Origin of the sequence: Lentzea sp. NPDC060358 (assembly GCF_042725365.1) — a bacterium.
GTDB lineage: Bacteria > Actinomycetota > Actinomycetes > Mycobacteriales > Pseudonocardiaceae > Lentzea.
The window spans coordinates 1-19,678 of sequence record NZ_JBHXCW010000059.1 but is presented as its reverse complement, the minus strand read 5'-3'; the positions used below and the strand labels follow the sequence as shown (position 1 = coordinate 19,678).

Here is a 19,678-nt window from a genome sequence, read left to right as displayed (position 1 = left end):
CCTTCCGGAGGCCGGAGCGCGGCACCCTAGCACCCACCCCCGACAGAACCCGGGTTCTCCCGCGTTCAAGATCTCGACCTGTCCACAACCGCGGAGTTGTCCACAACCTGGCGCCGGCCCGGTTCCCAGACCCGTCCCGGCCGCCACAGTGGGTCCATGCCCACCACCCTCCCGAAACCGGTCCAGGTGCGGGACGCAGGCGACCTCTACGCCGCGATCCCGCACCTGATGGGGTTCCACCCGGCCGACTCCCTCGTCGTGCTGGTGCTGAAGGACCAGATGGTCAGCATGACCATGCGCGTCGACCTGCCCCGCCCGCGGCACAGAGGCACCCTCGCCGCCCAGCTGGAAGCACCGTTGCGCGAACAGGGCGCGACCGAGGTGATGCTCGTGGTCGTGTGTGCGCCTTCCGGGCACATGCCGGAGGAGTTGCCGCACGAACAGCTCGTCTCCACGCTCGAACGCAGACTGGGTGGTGCGGGCATCGACGTCGTCGAGGCCGTGTGGCTGCCGTCGTGCCAGAAGGACGCGAGGTGGCTCTGCTACTTCGAGGTCGGCTGCCACGGGACGCTGCCGGACCCACAGCTCTCCGCCGTGGCCGCGGCGTCAGCGCACGACGGCAACGTCACGTTCGAGTCGCGTGCGGCCCTGGCCGCGATCGCCGCGCTCGACCCACCCGACGCGCTGGAACGCCGGTCCGCGTTGCTCGACGAGCTCATCACGAACTCCGGCGAGCCCCACCCCGGCGTCGAGCTCCACCGGGTGCGCGACGCGATCGATGCCGTGGAGAACCGCAAGGGATCGCTGCCGGACGCGGAGGTCGTCGCGCTGGCGCGGGCTTTGGCGGTGCCGGAGGTGCGGGACGCGAGCCTGGGCTTCGCGGCACTGTCCCAGCCCAAGGCCAGGCAGGCCGAACGGCTGTGGCTGGAGCTCACCAGGACGTGTCCCGCGCCCGAACGGGCCGAGCCCGCCTGCCTGCTCGCCTTCTACGCCTACCAGCGCGGAGACGGGGGCCTCGCGTCCATCGCGCTCGACGCGGCCGAGGAGGCCTGTCCCGGCCACACCCTGGCCAAGCTCCTCCGCGCCGCCATCAGCGCCGCGTTCCCGCCGGACGAGATGAAGGCGCTGGCCAGGAAGTACCTGGCCGACGCCCGCCGGTTGCTCAGGAGCGCTCAGAGCAGCTCCGGCCGCTCCCACTCCTGATCCAAGACGTGCTCGGCCAGGAACGCCCACACCGTCTCGTACCAGACCCGAGAGTTGCCGGGGGTGAGGATCCAGTGGTTTTCCGTCGGGAAGTACAGGTACTTCGCGGTGACGCCGTGCCGGACCAGGTCGAAGTACAGCCGGTGCCCCTCGCCGATGGGCACCCGGTAGTCCTTGTCGCCGTGGATGACGAGCATCGGGGTAGTGATGTCCGCGACCCGCAGGTGCGGCGAGTTGGCCAGGATGCGCTCCGGCTGGGTCAGGGGGTCACCCATCTCCCGCATCCAGAAGTAGGAGCTGTCCGTGCCCCCGGAGAACGCGTCGAGGTGCCACAGGGACGCGTGGGTGACGATCGCCCGGAACCGGCCGGTCTGGGTGGCGATCCAGTTGGCCATGTAGCCGCCGAACGAGCCGCCCATGGCGGCGGTGCGGGAAGCGTCGATGTCGTCCCGCTCGACCGCGACGTCCGTGATGGCCATGAGGTCGGTGTAGGGCTCGGCGCCCCAGCGTCCCCAGCCGGCCTGGATGAAGTCGGGCCCGTACCCGGTGGACAGGGCGGGGTCGGGCAGCAGGACGGCGTAGCCGCGCGCGGCCATCAGCCACGGGTTCCAGCGCCACGTCCAGCCGTTCCAGCTCATGACCGGTCCGCCGTGGACCCACAGCACCAGGGGCGCGGGGGAGTCGGCGGAGGCGCCCTCGGGCAGCACCAGCCAGGAGCGGACGGTCCTGCCGTCGGCGACGACCGTGGAGATCTCGGTCAGGGTGCCGGGCACCGAGTCGAGCGCGCCGGGGGCGCGCAGGCGCTCGGGGTCCTGGTCGGCGCCGGACGCGGCGAACCGCACTGGCTGTGGCGGGTGGTCCACCGAGTTGCGCAGTGCGTACAGCGTCTGGCCGTCCGGGCTCACGACCAGGTCGCTGTAATAGCCCGAGACCGTCAGCTTCGTGACCTCGCCGGTCGCCACGTCGAGGCGCCAGACCGGCTGGTGGCCGAGGTGGCTCGCGGTGAAGAACACCGCGGACCCGTCCGGGCTCACCACCGGGTGGTCCGGCTCCTCCTGGAAGCCGGGCGCCACTGGCGTGATCGAGTCGTCGGACAGGTCGACCCGCACCAGGTCGCGGTGGTGCGCGGACTCCGGGGTCGACTCGCGGAAGCGGATCGCGATCACAGCCGAGGAGTCCGGCGTGAACGCGGCGCCGCCGAACGAGTACCCGTCCTCGGAGGCGATGGTCCGCGCCGCACCGCCACTCGTGGCCACAAGCCGGAGCTCGGTCCTGCGGCCGTAGGCGGCGCTGACGTCGACGTCGTGGCCGAAGACGGCCCACTTGCCGTCGGGGCTGAGCGCGATGTCCTCGTCGCCGAGCCGGCTCTCGGTGTCCTCGCTCAAAGCGGTGACGGTGCCGGGGGCGAGGTCACCGAGCGGGGCGGAGAACAGCCGCGGGTAGGCGGGGCCGAGGTCCGAGTCCCAGTACCGGATCGGGTACGACTCGTGCAGGATCGCCGTCACCCCGGCGTCCTCACGGGCCTTGCGCTTGGCGTCGTCGGACTCGCCGAACTCCGTGAAGCGGTACGCCGACGACGTGAACAGCACCGTCTCGCCCGCGGCGCGCAGCTGACCGACTCCGCCGCCCGGCCGCAGCACCTCGGCGGCCTCACCGCTGACCGGAAGCCGCCACAGCGCCTTCTTGTCCTTGGTCTCGCCCGGCTTCGCGAGCGGGTCCGGGCGCGCCGACAGGAACAGCAGCGAGCCGTCCGCGGTGAACACCGGGGAGGAGTCGCCCTTGGCGGAGCGGGTGAGCCGGACGGCCTCCCGCTCACCGGTGGGGTCGACCTCCCAGAGAGCGCCCTGCCAGGTCTTGCCGTCCGGCGCGAGCGAGGAGACGACCGTGACGAGCCGGGTGCCGTCCGGGGACAGCGCGAGGGAGCCGAGGCGCGGCGTGGCGTTGTAGCTCTCGAAGGAGGCGAAGTCGGTCATCGGGGATCAGGCTCCGTGCCGGGCGCGGGTGAACTCCCACGCGTCGCTGACGATGCCGGTGAGGTCGGCCCGCTCGGGCTTCCAGCCGAGGTCCGTGCGGGCGCGCTCGGCGGAGGCGACGAGGACGGCCGGGTCGCCGGCGCGCCTCTCCGCGACGACGGCGGGGATCGGGTGGCCGGTCACCTCGCGGCAGGTCTCGATGACCTGCTTGACCGAGAAACCGGTGCCGTTGCCCAGGTTGTAGATCCGGTGCTCGCCGGCGGTGGCGTGGTCGAGCGCGAGGAGGTGGGCGTCGGCGAGGTCCGCGACGTGGATGTAGTCGCGGACGCAGGTGCCGTCCTCGGTGGGCCAGTCCTCGCCGTAGATCGAGATGTGCTCGCGCTGCCCGAGGGCGACCTGCAGGACCAGCGGGATGAGGTGGGTCTCGGTCGCGTGGCGCTCGCCGATGCTGCCGTAGGCGCCGGCGACGTTGAAGTACCGCAGGCTCATCGCCGCAAGCCCGTGCGCGGCCGCGTACGACGTGATCGCGTGGTCGATGGCCAGCTTGGTGGCGCCGTAGGTGTTGGTCGGGGCGGTGGGAGCCGTCTCGGGGATCGGCACCTCCCGCGGCTCGCCGTACGTCGCGGCAGTCGAGGAGAAGACGAGCTTCGGCGTGCCGTGCTCCTTCATGGCGTCGAGCAGGCGAATCGCCGTCAGGACGTTGCCCGTCCAATACTTGCCGGGATCCTGCATGGACTCGCCGACGAGGGACTTCGCCGCGAAGTGGAGAACTCCGTCGAACCCTTCCGCGAGGACGTCGCCGATCACCTCGGCGATGTCACCCCGGATGAAGCGCGCTCCCGCGGGGACGGCGTCCTCGTGCCCGGTCGAGAGGTCGTCCAGGACGACCACCTCGTGCCCGGCTTCGAGCAGCCGGGCAGCGCACACGCTGCCGACGTATCCGGCCCCGCCCGTGACGAGCAGCTTCACCACAGTCCTCGCATTCCTGGTCAGAATCGTCGTTCGCTACCGGTCCCTGCCCGCGCCCGCGGACGGAACCGCCGTGAAGAGCCTCGGCCGCGTGAGCGAACGCGAGGAGAAGGCGGCGAGCACGGACCGCTCGACCTCGTCGTGCCGCTCGACGGGCACGAGGGCGATGGCCGAGCCGCCGAAGCCGCCCCCGGTCATCCTGGCGCCGAGGGCGCCGGCCGCCACGGCCGCGTCGACGGCGACGTCGAGCTCGAGGCACGAGACCCGGTAGTCGTCCCGCAGGCTCGCGTGCGAGCCGGACAGCAGCGGCCCGACGCCCGCGAGCTCGCCCGTGCGGAGCAGCTCGACGGCGCGCAGGACCCGGTCGTTCTCGGTCACGACGTGCCGCACCAGCGGACGCAGCTCCTCGGGCAGCCGGACGAGCGTCTGGTCGAGCTCGGCGATGTCGACGTCGCGCAGCGCGGGGATGCCGAGGATCTCGGCGGCCCGCTCGCAGCCCGCCCGGCGGGCGCCGTAGCCCCCATCCACGTGGGAGTGGCTCGCGCGGGTGTCGATGACGAGCACCTCGAGGCCGCTTGCAGCGGCGTCGAACGCGACCTGCTCCGACTTGCCGGCGCGCACGTCGTAAAACAGGGCATGCGCTTCGACGCAGCACAGCGATGCCGTCTGGTCGAGAATGCCGGTCGGCGCGCCCACGAAGTCGTTCTCGGACCGCTGCACCCAGCGCGCGATGTCCGGCAGTTCGGCGTTGGCGCCGGCGAGGCCGAGCAGGGCGAGCGCGACGGCGCACTCCAGGGCGTGGGAGGAGGACAGGCCCGCTCCCGCGGGTACGTCGCCCGCTATGACGAGGTCGGCCCCGCCGGTGACGGCGACTCCCTGCTCGCGCAGTGCCCAGGCGACGCCGCTGGGGTACGCGGCCCACCCCTTGACGGTCCTCGGGACTAGGTCGGCCACCACGGCGGGGGCCGCGGTCTGCACCCCGCCGTCGTCGCCGGTCGTGCTGACGGTCAGCACCCCGTCGGTGCGGGCGGAGGCCGCCACCGCGATGCGGTGGGGCAGCGCGAACGGCAGCACGAAGCCGTCGTTGTAGTCGGTGTGCTCACCGATGAGGTTGACGCGGCCGGGAGCTGACCAGACCCCTTCGGGGGCGCGTTCGTGCAGGCGCTGGAACGCCTCGGCGGCCTTGGCCGCCGGTGTCGTCGACTGGGTCACCGGGCGAGCACCAGCACGGCGTGGGCGACCGCGGGGTCGAGCTCGGCGGTGTGGCCGTTGCCGCCGCGCACCTGGACGACCTTGGCGCCCCCGAGCGCCCCGACGTCCACGAAGCCACCCGGTACGACGCCGGCGTCCTTCAGCTCGGCCATCAGGTCCGGGTCGAGCTGGACGTGCTCGGCGATGCGGCGGATCTCGACGCGGCCGCCGCCGCGGCGGGCCACCTCGTCCACGCGCACCAGGTCCGCCTCGGCGGGCGGGGCGGGCTCGCCGTCGCCCAGCTTGTCGAGGCCGGGGATCGGGTTGCCGTAGGGCGAGGTGGTGGGGTTGCCGAGGAGCTTGACCAGCTTGCGTTCGACCGCCTCGCTCATCACGTGCTCCCAGCGGCACGCCTCGCTGTGCACGTGCTCCCACTCGAGCCCGATGATGTCCACGAGGAGGCGCTCGGCGAGCCGGTGCTTGCGCATGACGGCGATTGCAAGGTTGCGGCCCTGCTCGGTGAGCTCGAGGTGGCGGTCCTCCGCCACGACCACCAGGCCGTCGCGCTCCATGCGGCCGACGGTCTGGCTCACGGTCGGTCCACTTTGGCCCAGGCGCTCGGCGATGCGGGCGCGCAGCGGCACCACGCCCTCTTCTTCGAGCTCGTAGATCGTGCGGAGGTACATCTCCGTGGTGTCGATGAGGTCGTTCACACCCGCTCCCCTTCGTGTGGTGTCGATGGTAGTCGTGCCGGGGGACACAGGTGTCCGCGCGGGTGCAGGATGTGAGCCGTGCATCCCTTGATCACTCCTGAGGCCCTCGCCGATGCGCTGAGTGCGCGTCCGGCCACCGTCGTGCTGGACGTCCGGTGGCGTCTCGGCGGACCACCCGGACGCCAAGACTACGAGGTCAGCCACGTGCCTGGTGCGGTGTACGTGGATCTGGACGCGGAGCTGTCCGCTCCGCCCGGAGCCGGCGGCAGGCATCCGCTGCCCGATCCCGGGCGGCTGCAGGAGGTGCTGCGCCGTGCGGGCGTGCGCGCGGGCGGTCAGGTCGTGGCGTACGACGCGGGCGACGGCTCGGTGGCCGCGCGGGTGTGGTGGCTGCTGCGGTGGGCGGGGCACGGCGAGGTCGCGGTGCTGGACGGCGGGTTCGCCGCGTGGGAGGCGGCCGGCCTGCCCGTCACCGCCGAGGAACCCGCGGGCGACGCCGGCGGTGACGTGGTGGTGCGGCCGGGGCAGATGCCCGTGCTCGACGCCGACGGCGCGGCGGCGCTGGCTCGGGAAGGTGTGCTGCTCGACGCCCGCGCCGCCGCGCGGTACCGCGGCGAGACCGAGCCCGTGGACCCGAAGGCCGGGCACATCCCAGGGGCTCTCAACGCGCCGACGACCGGGCATGTCGGCGCAGACGGGCGATGGCTCGGGCCCGCGGAGCTGGCAGAGCGGTTCGCCGGTCTCGGGGTGTCGGAGGACGTGGCGGTCGGGGCGTACTGCGGGTCGGGCGTGACGGCCTCGTCGGTGGTGCTGGCGTTGGAGGTCGCCAGGATCACGTCGGCCGGGAAGCCGGCGGCGCTGTACGCCGGCTCCTGGTCCAACTGGTGCGCGCTGGACCGGGAGGTCGCCACCGGAGACTGACCCACTGGAGGGAGGCTGACCCCACTGGCGGCTGATCACCTGTGGCTGAACCATTGGCGGCTGGCAGTGCCGCGCCGAGGGGTGCTCAGGCGTTCGGGATGCGGTCGAAGCCCTGCTGGGCAAGCTTCAGGGCGGCGGCGCACGCGTCAAACTTGTCGAACGCCAGCACGCTCACCGAGAAGGCCGACGTGACGGCGGCCGGGTCGTCGGTCAGCATGACGGTGACCTGGCAGTTCTCTCCGGACGACGCGACCTGCCACGCGGTGTTGCCGCCGATCTCGATCTGCTTCTTCTCGCCCTCCCGCTCCATCGTCCCGGGGATCGTGACCAGCTGGGTGATGACGGCCGTCGGGTCGGTGGTGGTGACGATGCAGCCGCCGTCGGCCGAGGCCTTGCCTCCGGTCGCGGCCTCGACGTCGGCGGACTTGAGGACGCCGCAGGTCTCCAGGCCGGTCGACTTCTTCTTGGTGCCGATCTTCACGTCGCCCGTCTTCTGGCTGGTGGGCCTCGTGGGCTTCGCTGCCGTGGTGGCGGGCGTCCTCCGCGAGGTCGGGGTGGTGGCGGTCGGCCTCGTGGTGGTCGCGTTGGTGTCGGCGGTGGCCGAGCCCGTGACCTGCTCGCTGCAGCCCGTGGCGGCGGCGAGTGTCAGGCCCAGTGCGAGGAGGATGGCCGCTGGTCGCAGTTGCATGTCGCCTCTGACCCCTGTTCGGTGGAATCGGTTCCGGTGCGGGGCCCGAAGGCGGGCCGGGAGCGTCACTGTAAGCAGCTGAGAGGCCTGGACACGGTGTGCGGCGGTCGTGTCGGTCACCACGTGAGCATCGGTTTGGCCGATCGGTGGGTAGGTTGCTGGCATGGGTAAGCCGGCCGCTGTGGTGTGGGACAAGTCATTCCTCGCGTACGACCTCGGCGGCGACCATCCGCTCAACCCCGTCCGGCTCGACCTGACGGTGCGGCTCGCCACCGAGCTCGGGGTCTTGGACGGCGTCGAGCTGCTCGTGCCCGCGGCGGCCAGCGACGAGGAGATCGAGCTGGTGCACCGGCCCGGGTACCTGAGCGCCGTGCAGGCGGCGCCGACGGCCGGGTGGGACGTCGGGCACGGGCTGGGGACGGCCGACAACCCCGTGTTCGAGCGGATGCACGAAGCGTCGGCGCTGGTCGTGGGCGGGTCGCTGGCGGCGGCGCGTGCCCTCGCGTCGGGGGAGGCGGACCGGGCGGTCAACATCGCCGGGGGACTGCACCACGCCATGCCGGACAGCGCGGCCGGGTTCTGCGTCTACAACGACTGCGCGGTGGCCATCGAGTGGCTGTTGCGCAGCGGGGTGGAGCGCATCGCGTACGTCGACGTCGACGTGCACCACGGCGACGGGGTGCAGACGGCGTTCTGGGACGACCCGCGGGTCCTGACGATCTCGCTGCACCAGCACCCGCTGAGCCTGTGGCCGGGGACCGGGTGGGCCAACGAGGTCGGCGGCCCCGGCGCCGAGGGGAGCGCGGTCAACGTGCCGTTGCCCGCGGGGACGCGCGACGGCGGGTGGATGCGGGCGTTCCACGCGACGGTGCCGGCGCTGCTGGAGGCGTTCCGGCCCCAGGTGCTGGTCACGCAGTGCGGGGTGGACACGCACAAGGAGGACCCGCTCGCCGACCTGTCGCTCAGCGTGGACGGGCACCGGGCGATCTACCGGGCGTTCCGGGAGATCGTGAACGAGCGCGGGTACAAGTGGCTGGCGCTCGGCGGCGGTGGGTACGAGCTGCTCAGGGTGGTGCCGCGGTCGTGGACGCACCTGCTGGCGACGGTGCTCGACCGCGACGTCGAGCCCGAACGGCCGCTGCCCGCGGACTGGGTCGCGCACGCGACACGCGTCGCGCCCGGCTGGCCGCTGCCCTCGTCGATGACCGACGGGTGCGACGCTGGGCACCAGCCGTGGGGCGGGGACACGGAGGAGCCCGTGGACAAGGCGATCCGCGACACGCGCCGCGCGGTGTTCCCGCTGCACGGACTCGACCCGGACGACCCCAGGGACTGAAGCCGAGATGGGTGCCAGAGATCCGTTCGACTTTCCGCGGCGGTGGGAGGCCGACGTCGTCCTCAGCGACGGCGGCACGGTCCACCTGCGGCCGATCACGCCGGACGACGCCGACAAGCTGCGGGAGTTCCACGGCAGGCTGTCCGAGCGGACGCGGTACTTCCGCTACTTCGGGCCGTACCCGCGGATCCCGCAGCGGGACCTCGAGCGCTTCAGCACGGTCGACCACCACGACCGGGTGGCGCTCGTCGCGCTGCTCGGCGACGACATCGTCGCCGTCGGCCGGTTCGACCGGCTGCACCACGGGCAGAGCGCGGAGGTGGCGTTCGTCGTCCAGGACGGCCACCAGGGGCGCGGGCTGGGCAGCATCCTGCTCGAGCACCTCGCCGCCGCGGCCAGGGAGGTCGGGCTCACCCGGTTCGAGGCCGAGGTGCTCGCCGAGAACGGGCAGATGGTCCGGGTCTTCCGCGACGCCGGCTACCAGGTCAGCAGGGCGTTCGAGGAGGGCGTGCTGCACCTGGAGTTCGCCATCGACCCCACCGACGAGTCCGTCGCCGTCGCGCGGGCCCGCGAGCAGGCCGCCGAGGCCCGCAGCGTGCACAACCTGCTGCACCCGCGCAGCGTCGCCGTCATCGGCGCGTCCACCGATCCGACCAAGATCGGGCACGCCGTGCTCCAGAACCTCCTCGAAGCCGGCTTCACCGGTCCCGTCTACCCCGTCAACGCCGAGCACCGGTCCGTCCGGGGCGTCCGCGCCTACCCGACCGTGCTCGACATCCCCGACGACGTCGACCTCGCCGTCGTCGCCGTGCCGGCGGCCAGCGTCGACGAGGTCATGGACGGCTGCCTCGCCAAGGGTGTGAAGGCGCTCGTCGTCGTCAGTTCCGGCTACGGCGAGACGGGGCCGGACGGGCTGTCGGCCGAACGCCGGCTCGCGGCCGAGGCGCGGGCGCACGGCATGCGCGTCGTCGGCCCCAACGCGCTCGGCGTGCTCAACCTCGACCCGAAGGTCCGCCTCAACGCGAGTCTCGCGCCGAAGCTGCCGTCACGGGGCCGCGCGGGCTTCTTCTGCCAGTCGGGCGCGCTCGGCACGGCCATCCTCGCCAACGCCGCCGGGTGGGGTCTCGGGCTGTCGACGTTCGTCTCCGCCGGCAACCGCGCGGACGTCTCGGGCAACGACCTGCTGCAGTACTGGGAGACCGACCCGTCCACCGACGTCGTGCTGCTCTACCTGGAGTCGTTCGGCAACCCGCGCAAGTTCGCCCGGCTCGCGCGCAGGCTCGGCCGCACCAAGCCCATCGTCGCGGTGAAGTCCGGTCGCCACGCCGTCGTGCCCGGCCTCGCCGCCACCGCCGCGAAGGTCGACGAGGCGAGCGTCCAGGCGCTGTTCGAACAGGCCGGCGTGATCAGGGTCGACTCGCTGGCCCAGCTGTTCGACACCGCGCTCCTGCTGGCCCACCAGCCGTTGCCCACGGGCAAGCGCGTCGCCGTCGTCGGCAACTCCACCGCGATCGGCCTGCTCGCCGCCGACACCCTGCTCGCCCAGGGGCTCGAGCTCGCGGGCGATCCCGTCGACGTCGGCGCCCAGGCGACGCCGGACGAGTTCGCCAAAGCCGTCAAGGAAGCCCTCGACCGCCCTGGCACCGACGCCCTCGTCGTCGTGTTCGTGCCGCCGATCGCGGTTCCGGGCAGCGCCTACGCGCGGGCCATCAAGGAATCCGCACATCGCACGAAACCGATCGTCTCCACGTCCCTCGCGGTCGAGGGTATTCCGGACGAACTGAAAATGCCGGGCAAGGGATCGATTCCGAGCTATGCCAGTCCCGAACGCGCGGTGCTCGCGCTGGCGCGCGCCGTTCGTTACGCGCGTTGGCGCGCCGCACCTCAAGGCACCTTCACCCGGCCGGACGGCATCGACACCGAACGCGCGCGTTCCATTGTGGACAACCCTTCGGCCGAACGCGCCGTCGACGACCACACCACGGTGGAACTGCTCCAGTGCTATGGCATCGATGTCGTGCCATTTCGCATTGCGAACAGCGAGGAGGAAGCGGTTCAGGTGGCGTCAGAACTCGGTTTCCCCGTCGCGATGAAAGCGACCAGCGAACGTTTGCGCCACCGCACGGATCTCGTCGGCGTGCGGCTCGACATCGCGCAGGAAGAATCGGTCAAGGCGGCCTACCGCGACCTGGTGGCGCTTTCCGGGACGCCGGACGTCTACGTGCAGCGCATGGCACCCAAGGGGATCAGCTGCGTCCTGGGCCTGCAGGACGACCCGAGCTTCGGCACGCTGGTCTGGTTCGGGCTGTCGGGTCTGGTCAGCGACCTGCTGGGCGACCGCGCCTACCGCGCGGTACCGCTCACCGACACCGATGCCGCGGAACTCGTCGCGGCACCGAAAGCGGCACCGCTGCTGACCGGTTACCGCGGTGACGAACCGGCGGACCTGAAAGCACTTCAGGAATTGGTACTCCGTTTGGCGGCTCTCGCCGAGGACCTTCCGGAGGTGCGTTCGCTGAAGCTCGAACCGGTGCTCGCTTCCGCCGCGGGCGCTTTCGTCAGCAGCGCCCGCATAGTTGTAGGACCGCCACCTTCCCGGCACGACGCGGGGCCCCGCCGGCTGCGTTGACCGGTTACCGCAACGATTCCGCACGTTTCATTCGCGTTGAGGTATGGACATGCGTCCCGGCGCCGCTTAGGTTTCCCGCATCGCCGATCGAGCACCACCCTGATGGGTCGGCGCATGCCCGCGGATCGCGCCGCGGATCGACGCTGCAGAGGGACGAATGACACCGAGAGCGCTTCTCCGGCTGGTTGCGACAACATTCGCCGCCGTGCTTTTTCTCACCTCGTGCGCGGGTGGGGACAAGTCCACCATGGCTGGAAAAGTCAGCTCCGAAGACCGCATGACCATCGCGGTGTCGTTCGACCAGCCGGGCCTGTCGGTGCGCAGGCTCGACGGCAGCTACCGCGGGTTCGACGTCGACGTCGCGAAGTACATCGCGAACGAGCTCGGCGTCAAGGAGGACGGCATCACCTGGATGGAGGCGCAGCCCGGCAACCGGGAGACGCTCCTGACCAGTGGTGAGGCGGACATCGTCGTCTCCACCTACTCGATCACGGACAAGCGCAGGCAGATCGTCGACTTCGTCGGCCCGTACTTCGTCGCCGGCCAGGACCTGCTGGTGCGCTTGAACGAGAAGCGCATCGACGGCCCGAAGTCGCTCAACGCGAACCTCCGGCTGTGCTCCACCGCCGGGTCGACCTCCGCCGCCTACGTCAAGGAGCAGTTCGCCAGGGACGTGAACCTGGTCGAGTACGCCAAGTTCAGCGACTGCGTCACCGCGCTGCTGGCCAACAACGTCGACGCCGTCACCACCGACGACGTGCTGCTCGCGGGCTACGCCGCCCAGAACCCCGAACTGCTGCGCGTGGTCGGCGACCCGTTCAGCAAGGAGGAGTACGGCGTCGGCCTGCACCGCAACGACCCCAGCAGCAAGCAGAAGGTCCAGGCCGCGCTGCAGAAGATGATCGACACCGGCGCGTGGCGGAAGTCGCTGGAGACCAACATCGGATCTTCCGGCTACAAGATCCCCGACCCGCCGAAGCTCGCGGGCTGATCACACGGGCCCTGACGTAGGCTCACGACACGTGAACCGCGTCCCGCCGCACCGCGCTGATCGACCCGTTCGCGCGGGTATCCCCGAACACGGCCGCGTCCCGCGCTACTACGCGGTCAAGGCAGAGCTGTTCGACCTCGTCGAGACCCTGGGCGAAGGCACCGTCCTGCCGTCCGAGCGCGAGCTCGCCGAACGGTTCGCCGTCTCCCGCGTGACGCTGCGCCAGGCCGTCAGCGAGCTGGTCCTCGAAGGCAAGCTCCTGCGCCGCCAGGGCAGCGGCACGTTCGTCGCGCCGCCGAAGCTGGTGCAGCCGTTGTCCCTGGTCAGCTACACCGAAGGCATGCGCAGGCAGGGCGTCGAGCCGAACCGCACCGTCATCACGGTCGAGGAGCTCGGCGCCGACGAGGGACTCGCGCGCGACCTGGCGGTCGAACCCGGCGACCCGGTCGTGCACCTCGAACGCGTGCTGCTCGCCGACGACGAGCGCATCGGCCTGGAATCCACCTACCTCAGCCTCGGGCGGTTCCCGGACCTGCTGGACAAGCTCGACCCGTCGGGGTCGCTCTACGCGTGCCTCACCGAACGGCTCGGCGTCCGGTTCGCGGAGGCGGAGGAACGGGTCGAGACGGTCCTCGCCACGCCCCGCGAAGCGTTGCTGATCGGCACGAACCCGGCGCTGCCGATGTTGTTGCTGCACCGCGTCTCCTACGACGTGGAGGGCTACCCGATCGAACGCGCCCGCTCGTTGTACCGGGGTGACCGGTTCAGCTTCGTCGCGCGGCTGCACGCGGACCGCTAGCGCGCCCGTCCACAGTGGACCCGAATTGCTTTCGGGCCCCAACGAATGCATTTTCCCGGTGACTGCGGGTCACCGGAGCCGGTGCCGCGACAGGGAGATACCGCCCGTTCGCACTCGTTTCCCGCTCACGCCGCGGAGGTACTGTTGACGGCACGAACTCTGGATTTCCGCAATGCTGCGGAAGGAGCGGGGGTGTGCCGTGTCGTTCAAGGCGGAGTTCCTCGCTGAGCTCGAGGACTGCCTGCGCGGGTACGGCGCGGTTCCGGTGAGCAATCCCGACGCGCTCGCGTTGTTCATCGAGTTCGTGCGGGCACTTCCGGAGAGCGATCAGAAACTGCGCTGTCTCGAGGGCGTCGACCAGGGTTCCGGTTCGTTCTGGAACAACCCCGCGGTGTGGTGGGAACAGGTGCCGCGGTTCGGCGCCGGGCTGGCGCGGTGCGGGTCGGCGGAGTGCCGCACGCTGCTCGACGACATGCTCGACGAGGCCATCAGCGACGAGATCGACGTGCTGGAGATGGAAATTCGCGAGCTCCCCAGCTGAACGGCACAGCTGAACGGGAACTCGCGAACCTGGTCCGGACATGCCTGCCGGCGTCGTCGCCTGTCACGGCCACGACGCCGGGGCTCCACTCCTATTTCACGGCGACGAGCGACTTGAACAGTTCCCGATAGCGGTGGAGAGCCAGTCGCAGGTCCTCGGTCTGTGGATCACCGTTTCCCTCGAGCTGCGTGGTGAGGGAACGGTGCCTGCTGGTGAGCTCCTCGAGCGCGCGGGTCACGAGCTCGTCGGCCCTGCGGACGGCCGCCTTCGGGTCGTCCACGAAGTCGTACTGCACCTTCTGCCACTCGTCTTCGAGCTTGGTCGACGCGCGGTGGTCGGTGGTGTCCTGCGTGCGGTGCGACGTCGCCTGCGCGGTGCTCTGCTGGGACGGCGCCTGCTGTGCCTGGGTGTGCTGCGAAGAGGCGTGCTGCGGCGGAACCTGCTGCTGCTGCGCCTGCTCCGCCGTGCGGTCGGTGTGGGCGCCGCGGTCCGCGGTCCGCTCGGCGTCGTGCCGCTCGGTCTGCTGGGCCCGCTCCGACTGCTGGGCCCGCTCCGACTGCTGCACCCTCTCCGACTGGGCCCGCTCGGCCTGGTCGGCCCGCTGGGCGCGGTCGGTCTGCTGGGCCCGGTCAGCGCGCTCGACCGGTGAGGTGCCGTCGGTCTGCAGCGAGCCTTCCGCGTGCTGCGGCGACCGCGCCGTGGAGGGCGTGGGAACCGCGTGGGTGGGGGTCTCAGACATCTGACTTCTCCTTCCGCACGGCTTCCTTGTCGTCCTTCCGCGGCGCCGCACCGTGTTCGAGCAGGTCGGTGAACAGCTCGCGGTAGTGCACCATCGCGGTGCGCAGGTCCTCGGTGCTCGCTTCGCCGATCTCCTGGCGCTCCGAGATGTCGTGGGCCTTGCGGTAGTGCTCGAGGGTGCGGGCGTGCTCGACGGACAGCACGCTCAGCTGCGCCTCGTACCCCTCGGTGGGGTAGCCGCGCTCGGCCATCAGGTCGGTGACCAGGCGGTCGGCGTCGGCGATCGCGCTCTCCGGCGAGTCGACGAACTTCGCCTGCACGGTCGCCCAGTGCCGGCGGTAACTCTCCTGCGCCGACGGGGAAAGCGGCTTCAGGTCGAACTCGCTGTGGCGGTGCTCCCGCTCGGCGAGCTCCTTCTCCGCGGCCGTTCTGCTGTCGCTCTGCGAGACCGCACGGTCGTACTCCGGACCGAAGCGGTCGCGCAGCTTCTTGCGCTGCATGGCGGGTCTCAGCACGAACGCGAGTACCGCCAGCACCACAACAACCGCGACCACCAGGCCGACGATGGCGCCCGTTGACATGGAAAAACCTCCAAGACAGGCAAACTCCTTGACTGTCCGGGAGGCTTTCCAGTTCACCCACACGGGAAACATTCAACCCTTGATACAAACCACCTGCTTCAGCTTGGCGACCACCTCGACCAGGTCGGACTGGTGCGCCATGACGGTGTCGATGTCCTTGTAGGCGCCCGGGATCTCGTCCACGACGCCCGAGTCCTTGCGGCACTCGACGCCGCTGGTCTGGTCGGCGAGGTCCTGCGCCGTGAACGTCCGGCGGGCCTTGTTCCGCGACATCCGGCGGCCCGCGCCGTGCGACGCGGACTCGAACGAGTCCGGGTTCCCGAGCCCGCGCACGATGTAGGAGCCGGTGCCCATCGAGCCCGGGATGATGCCCAGCTCGCCGAGCCCGGCCCGGATCGCGCCCTTGCGGGTCACCAGGACGTCCTCGCCGAAGTGGTTCTCCTCCGCGACGTAGTTGTGGTGGGCCGAGATCGGCTCCTCGAAGGCGACCTGCGGGAACTCGGCGCGCAGCACGTCGCAGACCAGCCGCAGCATGACGGCGCGGTTGCGCCGCGCGTAGTCCTGCGCCCAGTACAGGTCGTGCCGGTAGGCCTTCATCTCGGGCGTGCCCGCGAGGAACACGGCGAGGTCCGGGTCCGGCAGCTCGGCGTTGTGCGCGAGCGTGCGCGCCACGGCGATGTGGTGCTGCGCCAGCTCGTTGCCGATGCCGCGCGACCCGGAGTGCAGCATGACCCACACCCGCTGGTCGCCGTCGAGGCAGACCTCCAGGAAGTGGTTGCCGCCGCCGAGCGTCCCCATCTGGTGCATCGCCTTGTCCGCACGCGCTTTGACCGCCGGCGTCAGGTCGTCGAACCGCCTCCAGAACGGCGCCCAGTCGGACGCGTCCCGGTCGGTGAACGCCGTCGCCCGGTGCTGCCCGAACCCGACGGGGACCACGGCCTCCATCCGGGACCGCAGACCGCGCAACGTGTCCGGGAGGTCGCTCGCCGTGAGCGAGGTGCGCACGGCGGTCATGCCGCAGCCGATGTCCACGCCGACGGCCGCGGGGGAGACGGCGTCGCGCAGCGCGATCACCGACCCCACCGTGGCGCCCTTCCCGTAGTGCACGTCCGGCATGACCGCGACGTGCTTGAAGGCCCAGGGCAGCGAGGAGATGTTCTGGAGCTGGCGCAGGGCGAGCTCCTCGACCTCGTCCGGCCGAGTCCACATGCGGATGTCCACGTTCTGCCCGCGGACCAGGGTTGCTGCCACGCGTCCGAGGTTAGGCGGCGTTTCGCTTGGAGGACAAAGGAGTTTCCCCTGCGCCGGACACGAACTCCCAGGTCCCCCTGCGCACCTCGGCCCGGCGGAGATCGCCGCCGATGCCGGTGACGAACGCGCGCACGACCGGCAGGTCGTCGACGCTCGCGATGAGGATCGCCTTGTCCTGCAACGTGACGCTGCCACCACCGAGCTTCTCGCGCGCCACGGTGTCGTCGAGCAGGCCCTGGCGCAGTTGCCGCGCGGTGATGCCGTCCACCTCCACCTTGACCGCGTCGACCTCCGGCGAGTTCGCCGGCAGGAAGCGGAACGTGAGCACGGACTCCTGCCGGAACCGCTCGGCGATCGCCGACGCCGCGTGGCGCAGGCCGTCCTCGCCGAGCGCGACGTCGAACCTGCGGGACCGTTCGAAGGTCAGCCGCTGCTGGTCGCCCGACCAGAACGCGCCGTCGAGCAGCGTGGACCGGGTGGTGACCCCGCCGTTCGCGCGCACGATGCCGCGGACCTCGCGGTCGAACCGCACCAGCCGGTCCTCCAGGCGCGGGTCGGCGGGGTCCGTGATGATCGCGGTGTTGTTCGTCGCGAAGATCTCCGGCAACGGCAGCGGCGCGCCCGCCGCGGTTCCGGTGGAGACGACGAACGCCAGTGCGGAGGTGACTGCCACGAGGAGCTTTCGCATGCGACCCAACGTAGGGCGAACCGGGGTCATTGACACGCGCAACGAACGTGAAAATACTTCGATCCCATGGATCGCGTGTGCGTCATCGGGGCAGGGTCGTCGGGCATCGCCGCGTGTCAGGTGCTCCACGCCCGCGGCATCGAGTTCGACTGCTTCGAGACCGGGTCCGACATCGGCGGCAACTGGCGCTACCTCAACGACAACGGCATGTCCTCCGCCTACCGGTCGCTGCACATCAACACCTCGCGGCAGATGATGGAGTTCAAGTCGTTCCCGATGCCGGCGCACCTGCCCGCGTACCCGTCGCACTTCCAGATCGCCGAGTACTTCGACGACTTCGTGAAGCACCACGGCTTCCGCGACCGGATCCGGTTCCGCACGGAGGTCGTGGGGGTGGCGAGCACCCCCGGCGGTGGCTACTCGGTCACGACGCGTGACCGCGACACCGGCGAGGAGACCACCGCCCCCTACCGCTCGGTGGTCGTCGCGAACGGCCACCACTGGTCGCCGCGCCTGCCCGAGCCCGCGTTCCCCGGCTCGTTCGACGGCGAGCAGATGCACGCGCACTTCTACAAGACGCCGGAGCGGTTCGCGGACAAGAAGGTGCTGGTCCTCGGCATCGGCAACTCGGCCTGCGACATCGCGGTCGAGTCGTCACGGGTCTCCGCGCGGACGTTCCTCGCGATGCGCCGCGGCGCGCACATCATGCCCAAGTACCTCTTCGGCATGCCGACCGACCACCTGACGACCTCGCCGCTCGCCCGGTTCGCGCCGAACTGGCTGCAGGCGTTCTCGCTGAAGGCGATGCTGCGCCTTGCGCGGGGCAAGCTGTCCGACTACGGGCTGCCGGAGCCGTCGCACGGCATCCTCGCCGCGCACCCGACCGTGTCCGACGACCTGCTGACCCGGCTCGGGCACGGCGACATCACCGTCAAGCCGAACGTGTCGCGGCTCGACGGCACCGGGGTCGTGTTCGACGACGGCAGCCGCGAGGACGTCGACGTGATCGTCTACTGCACCGGCTACAAGGTCGAGTTCCCGTTCCTGGACTCCGCCGAGTTCCCGGCGGTGACGTCGACGGACAACGAGGTGTCGCTCTACCGGCGGGTCGTCGACCCTGCGCACCCCGGGCTGTACTTCCTCGGGCTGATCCAGCCGCTCGGCGCGATCATGCCGCTGGCCGAGGCCCAGGCCGAGTGGGTCGCGGACCTGCTGTCGGGACGCGCGGCGCTGCCGCCGGTGCCGGAGATGAAGGCGGAGATCACCTCCTACCGGGAGTCGCTGCGCAGCCGCTACGTGACGTCCAAGCGGCACACGCTGGAGGTCGACTTCCTCGGGTACCAGCGCGAGCTGCAGGAGGAACGGCGCGCGGGCGCGGCCCGCGTCTGACGCCGGTACGGTCGAGTGGTGTCGTCGACCGCACAGGTGATCGTCCTCAACGGCGGGTCCAGCTCCGGCAAGTCGGGGATCGCGAGGTGCCTGCAGGCGTTGCTGCCCGAGGCGTGGCTCGCGATCGGGGTCGACACGCTGATCGACGTGATGCCCGCGCGGCTGCGGCTCGGGTCCGAGGGCGTCGGGTTCGCCCAGGACGGCGAGGTGACCGTCGGGGCCGAGTTCCGGATGCTCGAGGACGCCTGGATGACCGGGGTCGCCGCGATGGTCCGCGCCGGGGCGCGGGTGATCGTCGACGAGGTGTTCCTCGGCGGGCCCGAGTCGCGGCAGCGCTGGGAGAAGGCGCTCGGCGGGCTCGACGTGCTGTGGGTCGGGGTGCGCTGCGACGCCGCCGTCGCCGCCGGGCGGGAGCTCGCGCGCGGGGACCGGGTCGCGGGCATGGCGGAGGTGCAGGCCGAGCTGGTGCACCGCGGGATGACCTACGACGTCGAGGTCGACACCGCGGCCGCCGAGGCGGTGGAGTGCGCGAGGACGATCGCGCGGGCGGTCGGGGAGTCCGGCGGGCGCCTCGCCGGAGGGTCACCGGGCTAGCAGCAGTCGCAGCACGTGCAGCACTCGTCCATCTCGATCACCTCCCCTCCGGTGGGCACCAGGGCGAACAGGTCCCGACCATGTCCGCGAGGTCGGAGCGCAGTCGCGCGAGCCGGGCCATCTCGGCGTCGATCTCGGCCATGTGCCGCCGCAGCAGCTCGTCGGCCGGTTCGCACGGGCACTCGCCGGTGTCGCGCAGGGCGAGCAGCGACGAGATCTCCCGCAGCGTCAGGCCGAGCCCCCGGCAGTCGCGGATGAACCGGATGCGGGCCGTGGCCGACGCCGGGTACTGCCGGTAGCCCGACGAGGTCCGCGGCGGCGGGGCCAGCAGGCCCGCGCGCTCGTAGTACCGGACCGTGTCCGGCGGCACCCCGGCCTCCCGGGCGAGCTCGGCGACTCTCATGCCCTCCACGCTAAACCTGTGAGCGCACTCCAAGGTCAAGCGCGCGTCGCCGGGAACAGGCCCCCCGACGAGAACGGGGC

Annotated in this window: 19 protein-coding genes; 9 read left to right on the top strand and 10 right to left on the bottom strand. The window is 71.2% G+C overall.

Annotation, left to right across the window (positions count from 1 at the left end; all coding sequences use genetic code 11):
- Positions 1-156: 156 nt before the first annotated feature.
- Positions 157-1,203: a DUF4192 domain-containing protein gene (locus tag ACFWGZ_RS15380; protein ID WP_382452140.1), complete on the top strand. Its 1,047-nt coding sequence runs from the start codon at positions 157-159 to the stop codon at positions 1,201-1,203.
- Here the strand turns inward: ACFWGZ_RS15380 and ACFWGZ_RS15375 are convergent.
- The 4 genes from ACFWGZ_RS15375 to ACFWGZ_RS15360 are packed head-to-tail and all read right to left on the bottom strand — an operon-like array spanning position 1,173 to position 6,049.
- Positions 1,173-3,176, bottom strand: a complete 2,004-nt coding sequence (locus ACFWGZ_RS15375) for a prolyl oligopeptidase family serine peptidase (protein WP_382452139.1) — start codon at positions 3,174-3,176, stop codon at positions 1,173-1,175. The genes ACFWGZ_RS15380 and ACFWGZ_RS15375 overlap by 31 nt on opposite strands.
- 6 nt (positions 3,177-3,182) lie before the next feature.
- The gene (gene galE / locus ACFWGZ_RS15370) at positions 3,183-4,145 is read right to left on the bottom strand and encodes a UDP-glucose 4-epimerase GalE (protein WP_382452138.1); all 963 of its coding nucleotides are present in this window, start codon (positions 4,143-4,145) and stop codon (positions 3,183-3,185) included.
- 36 nt (positions 4,146-4,181) lie between these two features.
- A complete protein-coding gene (galK, locus tag ACFWGZ_RS15365; protein ID WP_382452137.1) occupies positions 4,182-5,357 on the bottom strand; it encodes a galactokinase in 1,176 nt (391 codons plus the stop codon).
- The gene (locus ACFWGZ_RS15360) at positions 5,354-6,049 is read right to left on the bottom strand and encodes an iron dependent repressor, metal binding and dimerization domain protein (RefSeq protein WP_382452136.1); all 696 of its coding nucleotides are present in this window, start codon (positions 6,047-6,049) and stop codon (positions 5,354-5,356) included. Before ACFWGZ_RS15360 ends, galK begins: the two co-directional genes overlap by 4 nt.
- 78 nt (positions 6,050-6,127) lie before the next feature.
- Here ACFWGZ_RS15360 and ACFWGZ_RS15355 point away from each other — a divergent pair, with 78 nt between their 5' ends.
- Positions 6,128-6,970 (top strand): sulfurtransferase, encoded by an 843-nt coding sequence (locus ACFWGZ_RS15355; protein WP_382452135.1) that lies wholly within the window; start codon positions 6,128-6,130, stop codon positions 6,968-6,970.
- 85 nt (positions 6,971-7,055) lie between these two features.
- On the opposite strand, the gene ACFWGZ_RS15350 is transcribed toward ACFWGZ_RS15355, so the two are convergent.
- Positions 7,056-7,658 (bottom strand): hypothetical protein, encoded by a 603-nt coding sequence (locus ACFWGZ_RS15350; RefSeq protein WP_382452134.1) that lies wholly within the window; start codon positions 7,656-7,658, stop codon positions 7,056-7,058.
- 163 nt (positions 7,659-7,821) lie between these two features.
- Here ACFWGZ_RS15350 and ACFWGZ_RS15345 point away from each other — a divergent pair, with 163 nt between their 5' ends.
- From ACFWGZ_RS15345 to ACFWGZ_RS15325, 5 genes are all read left to right on the top strand, one after another.
- Complete coding sequence (locus ACFWGZ_RS15345; RefSeq protein WP_382452133.1) at positions 7,822-8,994, top strand: acetoin utilization protein AcuC; 1,173 nt, start codon at positions 7,822-7,824, stop codon at positions 8,992-8,994.
- A gap of 7 nt (positions 8,995-9,001) precedes the next feature.
- The gene (locus ACFWGZ_RS15340; protein WP_382452132.1) at positions 9,002-11,623 is read left to right on the top strand and encodes a GNAT family N-acetyltransferase; all 2,622 of its coding nucleotides are present in this window, start codon (positions 9,002-9,004) and stop codon (positions 11,621-11,623) included.
- 247 nt (positions 11,624-11,870) lie between these two features.
- The gene (locus tag ACFWGZ_RS15335; RefSeq protein ID WP_382452131.1) at positions 11,871-12,614 is read left to right on the top strand and encodes a glutamate ABC transporter substrate-binding protein; all 744 of its coding nucleotides are present in this window, start codon (positions 11,871-11,873) and stop codon (positions 12,612-12,614) included.
- A 31-nt stretch (positions 12,615-12,645) separates the two neighbouring features.
- Positions 12,646-13,413 carry a GntR family transcriptional regulator gene (locus ACFWGZ_RS15330; RefSeq protein WP_382452130.1) on the top strand — a complete coding sequence of 256 codons (768 nt, stop codon included), beginning with the start codon at positions 12,646-12,648 and terminating at the stop codon, positions 13,411-13,413.
- Between the two features lie 199 nt (positions 13,414-13,612).
- Complete coding sequence (locus ACFWGZ_RS15325) at positions 13,613-13,954, top strand: hypothetical protein (RefSeq protein ID WP_382452129.1); 342 nt, start codon at positions 13,613-13,615, stop codon at positions 13,952-13,954.
- A gap of 91 nt (positions 13,955-14,045) precedes the next feature.
- Here ACFWGZ_RS15325 and ACFWGZ_RS15320 read toward each other — a convergent pair whose 3' ends face one another.
- From ACFWGZ_RS15320 to ACFWGZ_RS15305, 4 genes are all read right to left on the bottom strand, one after another.
- Positions 14,046-14,693, bottom strand: a complete 648-nt coding sequence (locus ACFWGZ_RS15320; RefSeq protein WP_382452128.1) for a hypothetical protein — start codon at positions 14,691-14,693, stop codon at positions 14,046-14,048.
- A complete protein-coding gene (locus tag ACFWGZ_RS15315) occupies positions 14,686-15,273 on the bottom strand; it encodes a hypothetical protein (protein WP_382452127.1) in 588 nt (195 codons plus the stop codon). Before ACFWGZ_RS15315 ends, ACFWGZ_RS15320 begins: the two co-directional genes overlap by 8 nt.
- A 72-nt stretch (positions 15,274-15,345) precedes the next feature.
- Positions 15,346-16,482 (bottom strand): RtcB family protein, encoded by a 1,137-nt coding sequence (locus tag ACFWGZ_RS15310; RefSeq protein ID WP_382452159.1) that lies wholly within the window; start codon positions 16,480-16,482, stop codon positions 15,346-15,348.
- A gap of 52 nt (positions 16,483-16,534) precedes the next feature.
- The gene (locus ACFWGZ_RS15305) at positions 16,535-17,212 is read right to left on the bottom strand and encodes a hypothetical protein (protein ID WP_382452126.1); all 678 of its coding nucleotides are present in this window, start codon (positions 17,210-17,212) and stop codon (positions 16,535-16,537) included.
- Between the two features lie 66 nt (positions 17,213-17,278).
- Between ACFWGZ_RS15305 and ACFWGZ_RS15300 the strand changes: the two genes are divergently transcribed.
- Positions 17,279-18,601 (top strand): NAD(P)-binding domain-containing protein, encoded by a 1,323-nt coding sequence (locus tag ACFWGZ_RS15300; RefSeq protein WP_382452125.1) that lies wholly within the window; start codon positions 17,279-17,281, stop codon positions 18,599-18,601.
- 18 nt (positions 18,602-18,619) lie between these two features.
- Complete coding sequence (cpt, locus tag ACFWGZ_RS15295) at positions 18,620-19,195, top strand: chloramphenicol phosphotransferase CPT (RefSeq protein ID WP_382452124.1); 576 nt, start codon at positions 18,620-18,622, stop codon at positions 19,193-19,195.
- A gap of 37 nt (positions 19,196-19,232) precedes the next feature.
- On the opposite strand, the gene ACFWGZ_RS15290 is transcribed toward cpt, so the two are convergent.
- Positions 19,233-19,598, bottom strand: coding sequence for a heavy metal-responsive transcriptional regulator (locus ACFWGZ_RS15290; RefSeq protein ID WP_382452123.1), 366 nt, complete (start codon positions 19,596-19,598; stop codon positions 19,233-19,235).
- Positions 19,599-19,678 lie beyond the last annotated feature (80 nt).